The organism is Sphingopyxis sp. 113P3 (genome assembly GCF_001278035.1).
Lineage (GTDB): Bacteria > Pseudomonadota > Alphaproteobacteria > Sphingomonadales > Sphingomonadaceae > Sphingopyxis.
The window spans coordinates 1,864,513-1,881,719 of record NZ_CP009452.1 but is presented as its reverse complement, the minus strand read 5'-3'; the positions used below and the strand labels follow the sequence as shown (position 1 = coordinate 1,881,719).

The following is a 17,207-nucleotide window of genomic DNA, read 5'->3' as shown; positions in this document are numbered from 1 at the left end:
TGGGCCATGAAGCACAGCATCGATATATTGCGCACCGCGCGGCCCGTCATGGCGCTGCAGGACGAATATCCTGCGGGATTTGTCGATCCGATGCACAGCCATGACCATGTCCAGATCCTTTACGCGTCATCGGGCGTCATGTCGGTCCGGACGCCCGAAACCAGCTTCGTCATACCCCCTCAGCGTGCAGTGTGGATGCCGGCTGGGATGAAACATGAGGTCGCGTGCCGGGGCCCGGTTTCGCTGCGAACGCTCTATTTGCCGAGCGGCCATGACGGGCAAGGCACCGAATGCCGGGTGTTCGAGGTCTCGAATCTCTTGAAGGCGCTGATTCTCGAAATTGTCGACTTTCCTCCGCTCTACGATGTGACCGGGCGTGAGGGCCGTATCATCGACTTGCTGATCGAGGAGATCGAGCGGATGCCCAATGCGCCCTATCAGGTTTCCATGCCCACCGATCCGCGGCTGCTGCGCGTCTGCAACGCCATCCTCGCCGACCCCGCGGATCCGCGCGATATCGACGACTGGGCCGCGCTCGCAGCCATGGGGCGGCGAACCTTCACGCGGTCCTTCAAGGAGGAAACCGGAATGGGCCTTGCCGTCTGGCGCCAGCAGGTGCGCTTGATGGAGGCGCTCTCGCTCCTCGCTGCGGGTGCGTCGATCACGCAGGTCACCTATGATGTGGGCTATGACAGCCCGAGCGGATTTGCCGCGATGTTCCGGCGGGCCTTCGGCGTACCGCCCAGCAAGTATCTGAGGAATTGAAGCTTAAGCCGGTTTAATGATGAGATTTTCGGCAACAGACGGGCGCCTTTTAGGTTCCGTCGTTGTTGCCGGGGACGATCGGCTTCGCTCCGTGTAGAAAATTGGAGAATCCAAGGACAGGGTTCCTCTTCCCGGGGCGTTCTGGATCACCACATGGGTGAATATCTGGCTGCGTCGGCTGCTTCGGGCTGATAAGCGGGATCCCATATTATCCTGATTCCAGAGACGACCTCGTCGGATGGGACGAGCTCCTGCTAAATTGCACCTGATCGGGTGCAATGTTGACTTGGGCGCCTTCTATCATAATTCTTGCTCCCGAAAGGGATCAAGAATGATCACTAGGCGGTAAACTCATAAACGGTGTTGCGTAAAGCGAGGTTGATTGATTCAAGGCTCGGGAAAGGAGCCTTGCAGATGCGTCGTCGTTTTGAGCTGACCGATTTCGAGTGGTCGGTGATCGAGCCGCTGCTTCCCAACAAGCCACGCGGCGTACCGCGGGTGGATGATCGCCGGGTGATCAACGGGATATTGTGGCGGTTTCGCACCGGCAGCCCCTGGGCTGACATTCCCGAGCGCTATGGTCCGCACACCACCTGCTACAACCGCTTCGTCCGCTGGCGCAAAGCGGGTGTGTGGGATCGGCTTTTGGCGGCGGTCTCGCAGGCTTTCGACGGCGAACTGGTGATGATCGACAGTTCCTCCATCCGGGTCCATCAGCATGGTGCGACCCTAAAAAGGGGGACCCAAATCGCTGCATGGGACGTTCCCGCGGCGGCTTGACGAGCAAGATCCACGCTCTGGTCGATGGACGGGGTCTGCCGATCCAGCTGCACTTGTCCGAAGGGCAGGCGAGCGATTGCAGAGAGGCCGATCCGCTGCTCGGCGCCGTGCCGGAAGGCAGCACCTTCCTCGCCGACAAGGCCTATGACAGCGACGCCATTCGCGCGCAAATCACGGCACAAGGAGGCTTCGCCAACATCCCCGCCAAGCGAAACCGCAGACAGGGCTTCGCCTTCAGCCCATTCCTCTACCGCTATCGCAACCTGATCGAACGCTTCTTCGGAAAACTCAAACACGCCAGAGGCTTGGCCACACGATACGACAAGCGTGCCGACAACTTCCTCGCTGCCATCAAGCTCTTCTCAGCACGCCTCTGGATCAACGCTTATGAGTCTACGGCCTAACTCCACCAGCAAGCGCATGCTTGACGCTATCAATCTCCAACGCGCCAAGTTGAAGAACGCGAGCAGCGACAAGATCTTACGCGCCTATGATGCATCGATCGAGAAATATCGCTCCGCGACCGCAGGCTCGGTGCCCCCGTTCCCTCCCCTCCAGCTTGCGGGCGACGAAGGGACGCTCGGTCAGACCGGTACGAGACAAGGTCGGACGCGAACAAAGCCTGAATTATCGGTCTCGGCGACGTCAGCGCCCGAGATGCGCGCGCCGCAACCCATCGAGAGCGCTAGCGATCTTGGCCCCATCATCCGCAAAGCACGTAGGCAAATGAAGCTCAGCCAAGAGGAATTTGCGACTTGTGCGGGGGTGGGGCGGCGCTTCCTTTCGGAACTTGAAGGCGGGAAACCGAGCGTCGAGTTCGACAAGGTTCTGACATGCGCACGTGCAGCGGGGATCGATATTTTCGCCCATCTGCGGCACGGCTGATGGGACGCATTTGGGGACGTATGGGCGGGTTCGCGAAGGATGGGTGAGCCTACATCGAAATACCGGTCCCCCGTCCACGCCCAAGATATTGCTGGATATCCCGGGACAGCTTTTTCGTGCTGGCGGCGTCGAGGCCAAGCTGCGTTCGCCGGCTCATGAGCAGCGCCTCGAGCTCCGGGTCGCGCTGCAGGCCCTTCGCCATGTTCGCCAGATTGGCGCGCGCTTCGCTGCGCGCGGCATGGCTTGCTCCATCTTTCGCCAGCGCGCTTTCCTTCGTCCAGGCGCTGACAAACCGCTCCGCGCGTTTCTCGGCTTCGGCCGTAAGGCGGGTCTGCTCCCACGCTGAGGCACTGCGCTCGGCCGCCCGCGCCGCTTGGCGCTGCTCCATCTCGGCGATCGCGCGCGCGGTCCGCCCTTCGGCCGCCTCGCGGGTGAGCGCCTCGCTCTGCCCGAACGCTTCTCGCAGTTCGCTCGCGCCCCCGGGGCACAGCGCATCGAGCGCCTCCCCAGCGCTGCGGTAATTCGCGAGCTCATCCGGCGACTCTTTGCCGCCCTCGCGCCGGATCTCGACAATCTCCTTGGTAAGGCGCGCAAAGCGTTCGATCGCCTCCTCGAGCTCGCTGCACGCTGAAGCAGCAGCGAGCGATCGAACGCTCGATCGCAAGCCCGAAATCCCGGGACCGCGCTGCACTCGATAATCGCTCGCCATATCCTTTCCGCGCTCACGCGATGCCGCGCTTATGAGCTTCGATTGGGTCGCAAAATCGTCGCGGCCATAGTAGAGTTCGACCTGTTCGCGATGCCGGGACAGCGCGACATAGATCGAGTGACTGTCTACCCCCTGGGTCGCGAGCACTTGAGCGCGATCGACCGTCATCCCCTGCGCCTTGTGAATCGTCGCTGCATAACCATGGTCGACATGGCCGTAATCCACAAGGTCGAACGCGGCGCTGCGCCCGTCATCGAGCATCACGGCCATCCGCACCGCGTCCACGGACTGGACCGTCCCGAGCGAGCCGTTCTTGACGCCGAGTGCGCGCTCATTCCTGAGGAACATGATCCGGTCGCCCGCCGCAAAAGCGCGCGCTCCACGCTCGACCTTGAGCGCCACCTCACCGCCGAGCTCGCCGCGCGCCTTCAGCCGTTCGCGTACCGCCTTGTTGAGCTGCTTGCGCTCGTCATTGGTGTGGGTGAGGATGATGCAGCTTGCATCGGGATGGGCTTCGCGGTCGCGTTCCCAGGCATCGACCAGCGCGCTGCGCGCTGCCTCGCGTGTGGCGGCCGCATGGACAAAGCCGGCCGCGGCATAGCGCGCGATCGCCTCGCCTGTTCGCCCTGTGGCAAGCTCGCGCGTTGCTTCGCGTTGCCAGTCCGCCCGCTGCCGGCGGATGTCCATGATCTCGATCGCGCCGTGCCGCTCGGCGGCGGCGCGAAAGGCAGCGCCCGCCTCGATCGCCTGGAGCTGCTGCGGGTCCCCCACGAGAACGATCTTGGCGCCCTGACGCTCGGCCTCAGACACAATGCGTTCGAGTTGACGCGTCCCCACGAGACCCGCCTCGTCGATGACGAGGACATGCTTGCCGGTCAGCCGCTCGCGATCATTTGCCCATTGATGCTCAAGGCTTGCAAGCGTTCGCGAGGCGATGCCCGAGCCCCGCTCGAGGCCCTCGGCGGCGACGCCCGCGAGCGCCGCTCCCTGCACCTGGTAGCCCGCGGCCTCCCATGCCTCGCGCGCGGCGCCAAGCAGCGCGCTCTTGCCCGTCCCCGCATAGCCAATGACATTGCTGATCCCGCGCGCGCTGGTGATGTGCTCGAGTGCGCCGCGTTGCTCGGCGGAAAGCTCAAAGCCGCGAGCCGCCGCCTGAGCAAGAGCATGCTGGCGGTGACGATCGCTGACCCCGTGACGGCGCCTCGCGTCGAGTGCGGCGGTCGCGCGCTCGAGCTGCTCCTCGATCTCGATCATCGAGCGCGACGTAAAGCGCTCGTCGCCCCGCGCGTCCTTGCCGAGCGCAATCAGGTCGGGCGAGGATTTGAGAGCTGCCATCACCGCGTCGAACTGCTCCTTGCCGTCGCTATGGCTGTGCGCGAACATCGCGAGGTCTCTCGTTGTGAAGGTTGCTTGCCCATGGGTGATCGCGTCGAGTCCGATTACGGGGTTGGCGATAAGCCCTTCGCCGTTTGACCGCGCGATCCCGGCATGTTCGGCAAGACGATCGGAGCGGAGGCCGCGCGCCGCCATACGCAAGGCGGCAGCACCGATCTTGTTTTGGGGTTCAAGGTCGCTCCCTTGCGCCTTCAAGCTGCGGTGATCGATACGGGCATCGATATCGAGGGTCGCCAGGCGCTCATTGACGTGATCCGCCCATGCGACGCGCCAATCCATCAATAGCTCTCTGCGGTCCCATTCGGTTACCTTGAGCCCGAACGCTGCGGGACCATCCTGGCTGGCCCTTATCTCGCGCATTGTCAGCATGACGTGCGCGTGCCGATTGGGCCCCCCTCGGGCACCGATGTCCCAATGCACATTGAGGTCGGCGACCATGCCGCGTTCGACAAACTCGCGTCCGACGAAATCGCGGGCCAATTCGATCCCCTGCCTCTGGGTCATCTCGCTGGGAATGGCAAACACCACCTCGCGCGCCAGTCGCGCGTCCCAACGGATCTCGCGGGCCTCGACATCATTCCAGAGCCATTCTCGATTGAGCCAGCGCTCGTTCGCGCCTAGGGGCAGCAGGACCTCGCTGTGGACGACGCCAGCCTTGTTCGTGAAATTGCGGGTGCGCCCGTATCGCTCATCGTAGAGCCTGCTTGCCGAACGATAGGCCGCAGCGGTGACCGCGCTGCTGCCCGAAGAGCGGGAAATGACGTTCACCTGGAAATGATAGATCGCCATAAGGGCGATCCACTTACAGCAAGATGCGCGCGTCCGCACGATGCAAAGCCCTTTCCCTTGACGATTCCGTCGCGGACCGTGTCAGATTATCTCGTTATATTTCAGCGCCTTGTTAGACAGAGCGACTCGGCATAGTTGGTTCGTCCGACCCACTGATGGAAGGACGGACGATGCGAAAACCGCGTGATTTTGACGCCGAACTGCGAGTGCTCAGCGACCGATCAAAGGCGCTGAAGATGAAGAGGCAAAGCCAGCTTGGCGAACTGGTAGAAGCCACCGGCGCTGCCGCACTCTCGATCGAACAGCTTGCCGGCGCACTCCTCGATGCTGGCGGCGCTGATGTTTCGCGAAAGGAGGCGTGGCGCGAGAGCGGCGCCGACTTTTTTCGCGCGGGCCGCGCCCGCGCTCGCAAAGAGGCTCGCCGCGACCCACGCCGCGCAGCGCCGCGCCACACAGGCCCGCAATCGCCTTCAGGCGACGCGCGCCTGGCATGACAGGCGGGTGCGGCTCATGAAGCGCTATCAGCGCGCGCGCCGATTGATCGAACTCGGCAAGCTTGTCGTGAAAGCCGAGCTGGCCGAGCTTACCGGCGATGATCCCGCGGTCCTTTTGGGGCTCTTCCTCGTGGCGGCTGAGACGCTCAAGAGCGACGAACGCGATGAGAAACTATCGCTGTGGCGCGCGCATGGACGCCGCGCCCTGGCCGATGAGAATGGTCATGGCCGGTGATCGGGCGCGGCGCTTGGAGGTCAGTGCTGCGTGACGTGGACAAGCGACCAGTCGTAGCCGAGCGCCCTGACACGCGCCTCGAGCTTCTCGAGAGTTCGGGCCGCGGGCTTGGCCTCGCGGGTCAGTACCCAAAGGTAGCGGCCCGATGGCTCGCCCACGATCGACCATTCATAGTCGTCGCCATGGTCGAGGACCCAATAATCACCATAGAAGGGGCCAAAGAAGGAGACTTTAAGCTTGGCATTGGTCGCGGGGTCGACAAGCTTCGCTTTGCCGGTCGACGTGCGCTGCTTGCCGTGAGGGCCGCCCGAGCGACCCTGGTTAACGACGCGCACGCTCCCGTCAGCGCGGAGCGAATAATCCGCTGTCACCGCCTCGAGCCCTTCCTCGAATGAAGCATCATAGCGGAATTGTTCGTACCAGCGCCCCATGTAGCGCTGAAGATCGACGACCTTGGCCGGCTCGGGAACGGCGTGGTTTCCGACTGGCCCGGGACGCGGATAATATTTCCAGAGAAGGTAGGCGAGCGGTGCAGCGATCGCGGTCGCCGCGCCGGCGGCAAGGACGGGCTTTTTCATGGAGACTCCTCAGGAATGCTGGTCCTGGTTTCTACGCATGAAGTCCGCGCTTCGTTGCCGCTTGACGGGAGCGCGCTGAGGCTCCGCTTTCACGGGCAATATGGAAAAGAGCGCCACCTCGCTGCGCGCAGACGCCCTGACCGGGCCCGTACTCAGGCGGCGTCGCGGTCGCGGTCGAGGTCCGCGACGGTGAAACTCATAGGATTGCGCAGCCATAGATCGACCTCGCTCGCACGCCAGCCGCAGCAACGCGCCGCGATCTTGTGCTGCGCCGGGAAGGTCCCTGCGGCGATCTTTCGGTAGAGCGTCGCGCGGCTGAGGCCGGTGATATCCATGACTTCGTTGATACGCATCATGCGCGAGCGAGACTGAAGTGCCATGCGGTCATCCTCCTAGGGCTGGCGGGCGATATGCCGACATGACCGCATTGAAGATGATGCGCGCTTCCCCCGTCAACACCGCCCAAGGGCGCGGTTTGGGGCACAGAGTGGCTCCATCGTACTTTAGCGTAGAATAGGAAACTCTAGCGTAGAATCGGCGGGGTTTGAGCACGCAAAATAATTATTCTCACGCCGTCTCAGGAGCGCGCGGCGGGACTTGAGGCCGCCGTCTTCGAGGACCACCTTTTCCTAAATGGCGCACTGCGCTCACTGATTCGCTCGCGACGAGGCGCCGCAGTCCTCGCGTGCGGACGCCGCTCGCGGCGGCACTGTCTCGTCCCGACGCGGCGGGGACGAAGGTTGGCGTCACGCGCCTTAGCCCCTCCCGGCCGGGCCGCAACCCGCGTGCGCGGGTCCTGCACTTCGTTGCGGTCCTTCGGATGCGGCGCGTCCGATGTGAGCGGGGCTGCCGGCTCCTTCCTGCCGCCCACCTTCGCCCCCTTTTCCGGGCCGGGTGCGCTGGCTGGAAGGAGATGAGGATATGCGTAGAGTACGAAAAGAGAGAGCAGGCCTCTATTCGGAGGTCACGAAGCGGATCATCGCCGAGCTCGAGGACGGCCGGCTTCCCTGGGTGCAGCCCTGGGATCGCGCCGCGTGCGGCTGCACCATGCCGCATAATGCCGGAACGCTTCGCTCCTATAGCGGGATCAATGTGCTGATCCTCTGGGCCGAGGTGGTAACCGAGGGCTATGCCTCGCAGCGCTGGCTCACCTATAGGCAGGCGGAAGCTGCAGGCGGTAATGTCCGGCGCGGCGAGAGGGGCACCGTCATTTGCTATGCCGACCGCTTCACCCCCAAAGCCGAGGTCGAGGCGGCCAAGGCAGACGATCGCGCAGCGAGGCGGGTTGCGTTCCTCAAGCGCTTCGTCGTCTTCAATGTCGACCAGTGCGAAGGATTGCCTGCAGACTATACTGCATCCATGGCGAGCCCCGAGCCCGTGGTGGCCGTCGCTGGGGCCGACAGTCTGATCGCTGCATGCGGCGCCCGCGTCCAGATCGGCGGCGATGAAGCCTTCTACAGCCCTCCACATGACTTTGTGCAGGTGCCGCCGCAGGCGGCCTTCCACCAGCCGATCGACTGGTACCGCACCGCGCTCCACGAACTCGGGCATTGGACGGGACATCCCTCGCGCTTGGACCGCAATCAGTCAGGCGGCTTTGGCTCGGAATCTTACGCAAAGGAGGAGCTCGTCGCCTTATCTGGACAGTCTGCGCCGTCCGCAACATTGCAGTAAGGTCGGCGATGGACGCCCACGGTAGGCAGTAATCAGGCTGGCCGTAGCGCTGACCCAAGAGCTGGCGGAGGCCAGCCTGATTGCTGCCGGGCCATAGCGCGCATCGGTGTGAAGGTCAGCTTCCGGGTGGGGGGTCCGGGGGGAGGGCTTCGCGCCGGTGTCGATCATTACTGTTTGCGAGCGTCGCGAGGCCAGGGGCCTCGATGCGCATGTGCCGCTGATCCAGCGCGACGACGCGCTCTACGATCCCGATCTGGATCGCTTCTTTCTCGACCTGCCGCTGTCGGGCGTCCGCTCGCGGCACTCGCTTCGCGCCTACGCCTATGATGTCGTAGTCTGGCTTCGTTTTCTCGATGCCTGCGGCAAGACCGTGTGGGCTGCGACCCGCGACGATGTCGACGCCTATCATCGTGAGCGACGCCGCGACGATGCCGATCACCGGATAACGGCGGCAAGCTGGAACCGCGCCGTCGCCAGCCTCGATCGCCTTTACCGTTGGGGCGAGCAGCAAGGGTTGATCGCCGACGCGCCGTTCAGCCGCCGCGCCGTGTGGCGACCGGCGCAAGGTGGCCGTCGCGGCATGATCGCGGCGCGCAACGATGCCTATGAACGTGTCGCCAGGCGATCGGATGTCCGGTTCGTCACGATGGACGACTACCGCATTTTCCGCGAGGTCGGCCTGCGCGGGCTCACCCCTGACGGCACGGAGCGCCCCGGCGCTCGCGACCGTAATGGGCTGCGCAACGCGCTGTTCGCGGATCTTCTCGTCACCACCGGCCTGCGCCTCGAAGAGGCGTCGGGCTTGCTCACCGTCGAGCTCGCGGCGATCGACCGCGCGGACGGTGATGCCCAACAACTTTGGCTGCCTCTCCCGCCGCCGCTCACCAAGGGCGACCGGGGACGCAGCGTTCTGGTCCCACGCCGGCTGCTTCGTCAGATCGCCGCCTATGTCGCCGTCGAGCGCGCAGCGGGCGTGGCCAAGTTCGCCGCGCGCGATGGCGCGGCCAGTTTCGAGCGACCGATCCCTGTCACCCGCGCCGGTCTCGACCGCATGCGCGATGTCTGCACTCCGGAGGAACGATGCCGCCTTATCCTGTACGACGAGGATGGACCGCCCCGCGAGCCGGCGGCGCTGTGGCTGACCGAGGTCGGGCAGCCTGTCCGCCCCAACTCGTGGGAGGTGATCTTCACCCGCGCCTGCAAGCGGTGCGAGGAGAACGGCTTCCCGCTGTCGATCAGCCCGCACCAGCTTCGCCACACATTCGCGGTCCATATGCTCGCCTTGCTGATCCAGCAGCGGCTGCGCGAAGCCGCATTGCCGGCGGGGCCGGTGGAGAGCTACCGGCTGATCCTTGGCGACCCGCTGCAACAGGTGCAACGCCTGCTCGGCCATGCGAGCCTCACCACCACCTATATCTATCTCGATCATATCGCGACCCGCGCCGATACGGTGGATGCGGCGGTCGAGGAGCTGCTCGCGCTGTTGCCGGGACCGCAGGGCATATGAGCGGGCGTCCCCGCAAGGGCAGGCCCGTTGCCTTCTCGCCTATCACGCCGGAGCCCGTGCAGCCCGATCCCGTGCTCGGCCTCAAGTTCACCATCGAGGCGCGGCATGGCGGAACGGTCCTGATCGATATGACCGGGCTTGATCCTCGCCCGCTCGCTATCGCCTTCGCCGGCGCACTGCGTCGATCAGCAGCGCTCGGCGGCCCCATCGGTGTGGCCAGCGTCATCAAGCAGTATGTGCAGGTCTATCGTCACTTCTTCGCCTGGCTTGGCGATGGTGCACCGGAGGTAACCGGCGTCAGCGACCTGCGCGCAGTCCATATCGATGGGTTCGCCTCCGCGCTCGAACAGCGCGGGATGGGCGCGATCCATCGGCACATATCGGTCGGCAAGATCGTCAACACATTGCGCGCGATCGATGCAGACCGGCCCGATCGGATCGCGCCCGACCTGCATGAGCGGCTGCGCTACACGCTGGCCACATCGGCGGGCCGCTCGACCCCGCGCGATGCTTATAGCCCCTTCGTCGCCCGCGCGTTGCGCGACGCCGCGAGGACCGATGTCGAAGCGATGTTCCGCCGTCTCGGCGCCGACGACCGCACCGATGAAGGCGACCCGGTCATCGCCAGGGCGCGCGCCGATGTCGAAGCGATCATCGCGCGGCAGGGCTTCATCGTTGCAGACCATCCGGCGCTGAAGAGCCTCTATTTCATGCGCTTGCGGCGCGGCCTGCCGATCAGCACACTGGTCGATGACCTGCATGGCCGGCACCATCTGCTCGCGAGCGACCTGCCGGCACTGCTCGTGCTGCTCACGCTCGATACCGGCCTCGAGCCCGAGTGCTTGAAGGCCCTGACCATAGATTGTCTCGCCAACCCGCATGCCGGCACGGTGGAGCTGCGCTATCTGAAGCGCCGCGCCCGCGGCGCCGAGCACAAGGGCATGCGGGTCCGCGATGGCGGTAGCGGCACGCCCGGCGGTCTTATCCGCCGCCTGATCGAGGTCACGGCGACTACCCGCAAGCATCTGAACGATGATCGTCTTTGGGTTTATCACAACGCTGGCGGCCTGCGGGCAGGTATCCGCCACCCGACGGAACGGATCGATGCCTGGGTAGCTCGGCACGATGTTGTCGATGACGACGGCAAGCCCCTCCACCTGCTGCTTTCGCGGCTCCGCAAGACCCACAAGGCGCTGTGGTACACCAAGACCGAGGGGCATATGACGCGCTTCGCGGTCGGCCACTCGCGCGAGGTGGCGGCGCGCCACTATGCCGATCTGCCGTCGCTCCGGCCCCTGCACGAGACGGCCGTCGCCGATGCGTTTCGCGCGGCGGTCGCCGCCGCGATGCCGACCGTGCTTCCGCCCACCGCCGAGCAGGCGCTGCGCGAAGCACCCGAACAGGCCGCGCCGCTGATGCCGCCCGATACCGTGAGTCCGTTGCTCGACGGCGAACAGGATGTCTGGCTCGCCGCCTGCGCTGGCTTCCACAACAGTCCCTTCGCCGAGGCCGGATCACCCTGCGCGCAGCCCTTCTGGGGCTGCCTTGATTGTCCCAACGCCGTCATAACCGTGCGCAAGCTCCCCGCGATCCTCGCCTTCCTCGCATTCGTCGAAGAGCAGCGGCTGAGCCTGCCCGCGACCGATTGGGCAGCCAAGTTCGGCCGCGTCCATGCTCGCATCACAGCCCAGATCGTGCCGGCCTTCACCGATGCCGTCATCGCCGATGCGCGCCGGCAGATGGAGAGCGAGCGGCTTTATCTGCCGCCGGAGGTCCGCGCATGACCATGCCCGCCCATGCCCAGGCGCCCGCCTTCGACGATCGCCCCGTGCTGGCGAGCGCGCCGCTCAAGGAAGGCCATATCCGTGAGGAGCTATCGCGCGTTGGCGACCCAAGCTGGGATCTTGGTCCCGCCGTCTTCCGCGAGAACGCCCGGCGCTGCCACGTCACCGTGCATTTCGACGTGCTTGAACATGCCGATGTCCAGGCAGCGATGCGTGCCTATCTCTACGCGCGCCTCAACGTCGATCTTCCCGGCTATCGAACGAAGTTACCACCCGCCTGTATCCGCCAGGTATTCAACCGTGCTCGCCGGTTCTTCGCCTTCGCCCGTGAGCGGCTCGGACGGCTCGACGTTTCCTGTATCGATCAGCCATTGGTCGATGCCTATGCCCGTCATCTTCGTGACGATCCTGCCCGACGACCCGTCATCGTCGGTCACCTCCTCGAAGTGGTCTCCGATCTCTATTACTATCGTGACCACCTCGCTGGCGCAGGCCTTGCATTCGAGCCCTGGGCCGGACAGGCGCCCGCCCGCGTTGCGGGCTACCGCCATGTCCGGGAGAACCGCACGCCGCGCTTCCCGGAAGAGGTCATCGCCGCGCTGCTCGCCTGGTCGTTGCGCTACGTCACCATGTTCGCTGACGATATTCTCGCCGCCCGCCGCGAGCTTGATCGGCTCGAAGCGCGCCGGGACCGCCTTGTCACCGCCGACGCCGGCCTTTCGGACGCTGATCGCCGGCAACGTCGCCGCACCCGCCTGAAGGCCTATTTCGATCGCCGACGCCGCGAGGGGCGCGGCGCACCGATCTGGGCCACCGCTCATAACGGCAAGCTGCGCGTCGATCCGGGCACCGGCACCGTGACCCCACCGATCAACGCCCATCTCCTGCATCTCCATGCCGGGATCGACGCGCAGGCCGAGCCCGGAGCGCATCTCATGCTGACCGGCGGCGAAGCGAGGTTGATCGATGCAGTGGCGGCCGAGCTGGGGGTGGAGGTCGGCGGCATGGACACGCCGATCTCGATCGATCCCGATAGCGGTCGGCCATGGCGCGAGCGCTTCGACGCGAAGACTCTCGCACACGAGGAACGGATGCTCCAGGCCGCCGCCTATATCGTGTGCGCCTATCTGACCGGCATGCGCGACTGCGAGGTGCAGGCGATGCGGCGCGGATGTCTCTCGATCGCGCGCAGCGAGGACGGCCTGATCGAACGGCATCGCATCCGATCGACCATCTACAAGCGCCGCGCCGCCGCGGGCGAGGCGGCGAGCTGGGTGACGATCGAACCGGTCGCAGACGCGATCGCGGTGCTCGAACGTCTGTCGGCAGGAGCGGCGCGCGCCAGCGGCAGCGATACGCTCTGGCCGGTGCTTCGTCCCCGCGCTGTCAGCAAGACGCATCTGTCGAGTGAGGTGGTGCGCCAGCTCAACACCTTCCGCGATCACCTCAACACCGCCTTCGGCAGCTCCGATGAGCCGGTCATCCCGCCCGGTCCCGATGGCAACCCATGGCGCATCACGACGAGGCAGTTCCGGCGCACCATCGCGTGGCACATCGCCAACCGTCCGTTCGGCACCATCGCCGGCATGATCCAGTACAAGCACGCCTCGGTCGCCGCGTTCGAAGGCTATGCCGGGACCAGCGCATCGGGGTTTCGCGCCGAGGTCGAGGCGCAGCGTCGGCTCGGTCAGATTGACGATCTGCTGGACTATTTCGACCGGCGGCAGGGCGGCGCATCGCTCGGCGGTCCGGCGGGTCCGCGCATCGCGCGGACGCTCGACGATGCCGCCGTCACGCTCGGGCCATTGCCCGCCATGATCGCCGATCGCGCCCGCCTGCGCGTCATGCTCGCCAGCGTCGCGCGCACCTTCCATGTCGGCCCGCTCGCGGATTGCTTCTTCGATCCCGCGACCGCGCTCTGCCTCAAGCGCGTGACGACCCCCGATCCCGCGCAGCCGCTTACCGCCCTGTGCGAACCGACCCGCTGTCCCAACGCCTGCATCACCGCCCGCCACAGACCGGCCTGGGAACGTGCGGCGGCCGATGCCCGGGCGCACTTACGCGAACGGCGCATCTCCGACCTCCAGCGTCAGGCGCTCCAGCGCGAGCTTGATCGCCTGACCGCGGTGATTGCCGGGATCGACCCTCCCGCGCCGTAGACCACCCCGGCTGTTGGCGGAGTCCTGCGCCGGTCGGCGCGCCCGCGCAACGGCTTCGCCGTCCTTCGCTTCGCTGCGGCCCTGACGGGTGCGCGAGCCCCCCTGTGCCCGGCGCGAACGGGCCTCCGCCGCCGGGGATGGTCCCCGGCGCGAGAACGGAGAACATATCATGTCAGCCTCACCACGCTCAGACGTCTACGCTCGCGTCACGCAAGCGATCGTCGACGCCATCGAAGCCGGCACCGGCACCTGGCGCATGCCGTGGCATCATTTTGGCGCCGACGTCACCCGCCCGACCAACGTCGCCAGCGGCAAGCCCTATCGCGGCATAAATACGATCTCGCTCTGGGCGGCCGCCTATGGCAGCGGCTACGCGAGCGGGGTCTGGGGCACCTATCGCCAGTGGCAGGCGCTCGGCGCGCAGGTCCGCAAGGGCGAGCACGCCAGCCTCGGCGTCCTCTGGAAGGAGTTTCGCGCGAAGGGTGACGACGCCGGCGGCGATGACGACCATCGACGGCTTTTCGCCAAGGCGTTCAGCCTGTTCAACGCCGATCAGGTCGATGGCTACGCGCCCGAACCGGCGCCGGACCTGCCTGAGAGCGAACGCCTCGCCGCCGCCGAAGCCTTCATCGCCGCGCTCGGCATCGATACTGTCTACGGCTCGGCCAGCGCCTATTATCATATCGCCGAAGACCGCATTCACATGCCGGATTTCAGCGCCTTCCACGATGCCCACGGCTTCTACGCCACCCATATTCACGAGGCAGCTCATGCCAGTGGCGCAGCCCATCGGCTTGACCGGGATTTCAGCGCCAAGTGGACCAGGCACGCGCTCGCCATGGAGGAAGCGACCGCCGAACTGACCGCATCGTTCCTGCTCGCCGATCTTGGGATCGCGCACGAACCGCGACCCGATCACGCGGCCTATATCGCCTCTTGGCTGCAACTGCTCAAGGACGAGCCGCGGGCGATCTTCACCGCGGCGAGCAAGGCGCAGGCAGCGGCCGACTGGATGCACGCCCGTCAGCCATGATCCAGCAGCGACCAAAGCCGAGCGGTCGATCCCTCGCGGGCTCGGCCGCTTCGTCGCGCACGGCGATGCGCGGGCTTCGCCCGCTCACCAGCGGACGCCGCTGGCGCGGCGGCGCTTATTTTTCGTGCCTCCCTCGATGCGGGTCTGGTCGGCGCTCCCTGCTAGGCCCGCCACGGCGCGCCGCAAGCCCGGCTTCGCCGAGCTGCTCCATTTCATTTCGCCCCTCCGGGTGCGGCCCCCCGCTTGCGCGGGCCTCTCCGGTCGTTCTCGCCGCCCACCCCCGCCTCGGGGGAGCCATGGGGTTTTTGGGCAGTGCTGGAGGCACCGATGGTTTTCACCTTCCAACCGCCATTTTTCGCTGGACTGTCAGGATATATCGCCGAGATTGCAGCGGCCTTCACCTGCGCGTCGCTCGGTATCACACCGACCGTGCGGCATTCAGATTATATTGCCTCGTGGCTCTCGGTGCTTCGTGACGACGAGAGGGCAATCTTTCGCGCAGCGAGCCTTGCGAGCAAGGCGAGCGATTATCTCCTCGCCCTTGCTGGAGACGCACCATGAGGCGGCGCGATCTTTCCAAGGTCAGCATCGAGGATACCGAGCGCCGCATGCGCATCGCGCTTGCCAAGATGAGTGCGAGGCAAGGCGATATCCTGCTCGCGATCCGCTTCGACAAGACCTCCTATCACGAGCTCGCCACGCGGCACGGCATTACCGTCGAGGAGGTCACCGAGGAATTCGCGCGCGCGCTCGGCATCTGGTCGCGCTGCCTCCATGCGCGCTTGCCCTGGCTCGTCTGGCCATGGCTTTGAGACACGGCGGGCCGGATGGGCTTGCCTTCCCGCCCGCCGCCTTTCAGGGTAGAGAATATGCGAACCGGCCTTGATCATCTCCCGCCAGCCAAGCAGCGCGAAATTGCCGAGGTCGTGCGCATCCTGTTCGAGGAATTCGAGACCGCGCACGCGCGCGGCAATGCCGACTGGAACCGCAAGGGCCGCATCCTCAAGGTCATCCTCTACGGGAGCTACGCCCGCGGTGACTGGGTCGATGACCCGGTCGGTGGATATCACTCTGACTATGACATCCTCGTCGTGGTCAACTACGACCGGCTCACCGAGTTCGAGCATTGGTCGGCAGCCGAGGATCGGCTGATGCGCGAGGTGACGATCGCGAAGACGCTGAGCGCACCGGTGAGCTTCATCGTGCATTCGCTGAAGGACGTGAACGCGCAGCTTGAGCGCGGGCGCCCTTTCTTCGTCGATATCATCGAGCAAGGCATCGCGCTCTACGAGGCCGAAGGGTTCGAGTTTGCGCAGCCGCGCAACCTGCCGTCCGAGGAAGCGCGGGTTGAGGCGGAGAAATACTTTGATGAGTGGTTCAAGAGTGCGCAGAATTTCCGGCGTGGCGCGGAATTCTTTTCTTCAACCGACGCACCAAAAGAAGCCGCGTTCGCGTTTCATCAGGCGACCGAGCGCCTTTATCATTGCACCTTGCTCGTGCTGTGTCTGTACTCGCCAAAATCGCACCGTCTCAATTTCCTGCGCTCGCAGTGCGAGCAGATCGCGCCCGCGCTCGCCGAGGCCTGGCCGCGCAAAGACAAATTCAGCCGCCGCTGCTTCGAGCTGCTGCGTCTCGCGTATGTCCAGGCCAGGTACTCGCCTCAATTCAAGATCAGCGTCGAGGAGCTGAGCTGGATCGGCGAGCGCGTCGCCATGCTCGAAGGTCTCGTCGAGACGATTTGTCGCGAGCATATTGACGCGCTCCGGACGGACTCACCGTAAACGATAAGTGATCGGTCCTGGCGATGAGCAAGCGCTTCACACCATGGATCAGAGCCAGCCCGCTGTCTGCGCAATCACCCAGAGACCGATCACCAGGAAAAGCGCCGCCGTGATCCGTCGCACGGTGGCAAGGTTCACGCGCTTCAGCAGCTCATTGCCAAGGAAAATCGCCGGGACGTTGGCGATCATCATGCCGAGCGTGGTCCCGGCCGTGACCCAGAGGACGCTTTGATATTGCGCGCCAAGCGCGATCGTCGCCACCTGCGTCTTGTCGCCCATCTCGACGAGGAAGAAGGCAACAAGCGTCGTCAGGAAGGCGCCGAAGCGCGGCTTGGGTGCTTCCTCGTCGTCGAGCTTGTCAGGAATGAGCGTCCACATCGCCATCGCAAGGAACGAGGCGCCAACCGCATAGCGAAAGACATGGCTGTCAAGGAAGGCGGCGGCCTGCGCGCCGAGCAGCGCGGCGAGTGCATGGTTCGCGAGGGTCGCAACCAGAATGCCGAAGATGATCGGAAGGGGACGATTGAAGCGCGTCGCAAGAAGAATGGCGAGCAGCTGCGTCTTGTCGCCGATCTCGGCGAGGGCGACGACGGCGGTCGACGTCAAAATGGCTTCCATGAACAAACCTCGGGGCCGGGC

17 protein-coding genes are annotated in these 17,207 nt (G+C 65.1%); 13 read left to right on the top strand and 4 right to left on the bottom strand.

The window, feature by feature from the left end; translation table 11 throughout:
* Nucleotides 1-6: 6 nt before the first annotated feature.
* From LH20_RS09095 to LH20_RS23740, 3 genes are all read left to right on the top strand, one after another.
* A complete protein-coding gene (locus LH20_RS09095) occupies nucleotides 7-765 on the top strand; it encodes an AraC family transcriptional regulator (protein WP_053553920.1) in 759 nt (252 codons plus the stop codon).
* A 414-nt stretch (nucleotides 766-1,179) separates the two neighbouring features.
* A protein-coding gene (locus LH20_RS22895) for an IS5 family transposase (RefSeq protein WP_144423544.1) occupies nucleotides 1,180-1,949 on the top strand; the annotation gives its coding sequence in 2 pieces (ribosomal slippage) (nucleotides 1,180-1,495 and nucleotides 1,495-1,949; 771 coding nt in all).
* A gap of 16 nt (nucleotides 1,950-1,965) precedes the next feature.
* Nucleotides 1,966-2,430, top strand: coding sequence for a helix-turn-helix domain-containing protein (locus LH20_RS23740; protein ID WP_200905455.1), 465 nt, complete (start codon nucleotides 1,966-1,968; stop codon nucleotides 2,428-2,430).
* 49 nt (nucleotides 2,431-2,479) lie between these two features.
* Here the strand turns inward: LH20_RS23740 and traA are convergent, their stop codons facing one another.
* Nucleotides 2,480-5,323 (bottom strand): Ti-type conjugative transfer relaxase TraA, encoded by a 2,844-nt coding sequence (gene traA, locus LH20_RS09075; protein WP_053553919.1) that lies wholly within the window; start codon nucleotides 5,321-5,323, stop codon nucleotides 2,480-2,482.
* Nucleotides 5,324-5,493: 170 nt separating this feature from the next.
* On the opposite strand from traA, the gene LH20_RS09070 reads away from it, so the two are divergent.
* Nucleotides 5,494-5,817, top strand: a complete 324-nt coding sequence (locus LH20_RS09070; RefSeq protein WP_053553918.1) for a conjugal transfer protein TraD — start codon at nucleotides 5,494-5,496, stop codon at nucleotides 5,815-5,817.
* A gap of 16 nt (nucleotides 5,818-5,833) precedes the next feature.
* Nucleotides 5,834-6,052 carry a conjugal transfer protein TraD gene (locus LH20_RS09065; RefSeq protein WP_053553917.1) on the top strand — a complete coding sequence of 73 codons (219 nt, stop codon included), beginning with the start codon at nucleotides 5,834-5,836 and terminating at the stop codon, nucleotides 6,050-6,052.
* Nucleotides 6,053-6,072: 20 nt separating this feature from the next.
* Here LH20_RS09065 and LH20_RS09060 read toward each other — a convergent pair whose 3' ends face one another.
* Together LH20_RS09060 and LH20_RS09055 are read right to left on the bottom strand one after the other, a co-directional pair.
* Nucleotides 6,073-6,630 (bottom strand): lipocalin family protein, encoded by a 558-nt coding sequence (locus tag LH20_RS09060; protein WP_053553916.1) that lies wholly within the window; start codon nucleotides 6,628-6,630, stop codon nucleotides 6,073-6,075.
* 152 nt (nucleotides 6,631-6,782) lie between these two features.
* Nucleotides 6,783-7,010 carry a helix-turn-helix transcriptional regulator gene (locus tag LH20_RS09055; protein ID WP_053553915.1) on the bottom strand — a complete coding sequence of 76 codons (228 nt, stop codon included), beginning with the start codon at nucleotides 7,008-7,010 and terminating at the stop codon, nucleotides 6,783-6,785.
* 541 nt (nucleotides 7,011-7,551) lie between these two features.
* Here LH20_RS09055 and LH20_RS09050 point away from each other — a divergent pair.
* The 8 genes from LH20_RS09050 (at nucleotide 7,552) to LH20_RS09015 (ending at nucleotide 16,568) form a co-directional block, all read left to right on the top strand.
* Complete coding sequence (locus LH20_RS09050) at nucleotides 7,552-8,304, top strand: ArdC family protein (RefSeq protein ID WP_053553914.1); 753 nt, start codon at nucleotides 7,552-7,554, stop codon at nucleotides 8,302-8,304.
* 157 nt (nucleotides 8,305-8,461) lie between these two features.
* Nucleotides 8,462-9,811: a tyrosine-type recombinase/integrase gene (locus tag LH20_RS09045; protein WP_053553353.1), complete on the top strand. Its 1,350-nt coding sequence runs from the start codon at nucleotides 8,462-8,464 to the stop codon at nucleotides 9,809-9,811.
* Nucleotides 9,808-11,595: a hypothetical protein gene (locus tag LH20_RS09040; RefSeq protein WP_053553352.1), complete on the top strand. Its 1,788-nt coding sequence runs from the start codon at nucleotides 9,808-9,810 to the stop codon at nucleotides 11,593-11,595. The genes LH20_RS09045 and LH20_RS09040 overlap by 4 nt, the downstream gene beginning before the upstream one ends.
* The gene (locus LH20_RS09035) at nucleotides 11,592-13,754 is read left to right on the top strand and encodes an integrase (protein WP_053553351.1); all 2,163 of its coding nucleotides are present in this window, start codon (nucleotides 11,592-11,594) and stop codon (nucleotides 13,752-13,754) included. Before LH20_RS09040 ends, LH20_RS09035 begins: the two co-directional genes overlap by 4 nt.
* Nucleotides 13,755-13,923: 169 nt before the next feature.
* Nucleotides 13,924-14,787, top strand: coding sequence for an ArdC family protein (locus LH20_RS09030; protein ID WP_030538909.1), 864 nt, complete (start codon nucleotides 13,924-13,926; stop codon nucleotides 14,785-14,787).
* A 327-nt stretch (nucleotides 14,788-15,114) separates the two neighbouring features.
* On the top strand, nucleotides 15,115-15,348 hold the full coding sequence (locus tag LH20_RS09025) for a zincin-like metallopeptidase domain-containing protein (RefSeq protein WP_053553913.1): 234 nt from the start codon (nucleotides 15,115-15,117) through the stop codon (nucleotides 15,346-15,348).
* Nucleotides 15,345-15,599 carry a hypothetical protein gene (locus LH20_RS09020; RefSeq protein WP_053553912.1) on the top strand — a complete coding sequence of 85 codons (255 nt, stop codon included), beginning with the start codon at nucleotides 15,345-15,347 and terminating at the stop codon, nucleotides 15,597-15,599. The genes LH20_RS09025 and LH20_RS09020 overlap by 4 nt, the downstream gene beginning before the upstream one ends.
* Before the next feature lie 57 nt (nucleotides 15,600-15,656).
* Nucleotides 15,657-16,568, top strand: a complete 912-nt coding sequence (locus LH20_RS09015; RefSeq protein ID WP_053553911.1) for a HEPN domain-containing protein — start codon at nucleotides 15,657-15,659, stop codon at nucleotides 16,566-16,568.
* A 48-nt stretch (nucleotides 16,569-16,616) separates the two neighbouring features.
* On the opposite strand, the gene LH20_RS09010 is transcribed toward LH20_RS09015, so the two are convergent.
* Complete coding sequence (locus LH20_RS09010; RefSeq protein WP_053556189.1) at nucleotides 16,617-17,186, bottom strand: TMEM165/GDT1 family protein; 570 nt, start codon at nucleotides 17,184-17,186, stop codon at nucleotides 16,617-16,619.
* Between the last annotated feature and the right edge of the window lie 21 nt (nucleotides 17,187-17,207).

Coding starts and splice junctions, on each gene's coding strand:
- LH20_RS09095 (WP_053553920.1), top strand. CDS start 7: ATGAAGCACAGCATCGATATATTGCGCACCGCGCGGCCCGTCATGGCG.
- LH20_RS23740 (WP_200905455.1), top strand. CDS start 1,966: ATGCTTGACGCTATCAATCTCCAACGCGCCAAGTTGAAGAACGCGAGC.
- traA (WP_053553919.1), bottom strand. CDS start 5,323: ATGGCGATCTATCATTTCCAGGTGAACGTCATTTCCCGCTCTTCGGGC.
- LH20_RS09070 (WP_053553918.1), top strand. CDS start 5,494: ATGCGAAAACCGCGTGATTTTGACGCCGAACTGCGAGTGCTCAGCGAC.
- LH20_RS09065 (WP_053553917.1), top strand. CDS start 5,834: ATGAAGCGCTATCAGCGCGCGCGCCGATTGATCGAACTCGGCAAGCTT.
- LH20_RS09060 (WP_053553916.1), bottom strand. CDS start 6,630: ATGAAAAAGCCCGTCCTTGCCGCCGGCGCGGCGACCGCGATCGCTGCA.
- LH20_RS09055 (WP_053553915.1), bottom strand. CDS start 7,010: ATGGCACTTCAGTCTCGCTCGCGCATGATGCGTATCAACGAAGTCATG.
- LH20_RS09050 (WP_053553914.1), top strand. CDS start 7,552: ATGCGTAGAGTACGAAAAGAGAGAGCAGGCCTCTATTCGGAGGTCACG.
- LH20_RS09040 (WP_053553352.1), top strand. CDS start 9,808: ATGAGCGGGCGTCCCCGCAAGGGCAGGCCCGTTGCCTTCTCGCCTATC.
- LH20_RS09035 (WP_053553351.1), top strand. CDS start 11,592: ATGACCATGCCCGCCCATGCCCAGGCGCCCGCCTTCGACGATCGCCCC.
- LH20_RS09030 (WP_030538909.1), top strand. CDS start 13,924: ATGTCAGCCTCACCACGCTCAGACGTCTACGCTCGCGTCACGCAAGCG.
- LH20_RS09025 (WP_053553913.1), top strand. CDS start 15,115: ATGGTTTTCACCTTCCAACCGCCATTTTTCGCTGGACTGTCAGGATAT.
- LH20_RS09020 (WP_053553912.1), top strand. CDS start 15,345: ATGAGGCGGCGCGATCTTTCCAAGGTCAGCATCGAGGATACCGAGCGC.
- LH20_RS09015 (WP_053553911.1), top strand. CDS start 15,657: ATGCGAACCGGCCTTGATCATCTCCCGCCAGCCAAGCAGCGCGAAATT.
- LH20_RS09010 (WP_053556189.1), bottom strand. CDS start 17,186: ATGGAAGCCATTTTGACGTCGACCGCCGTCGTCGCCCTCGCCGAGATC.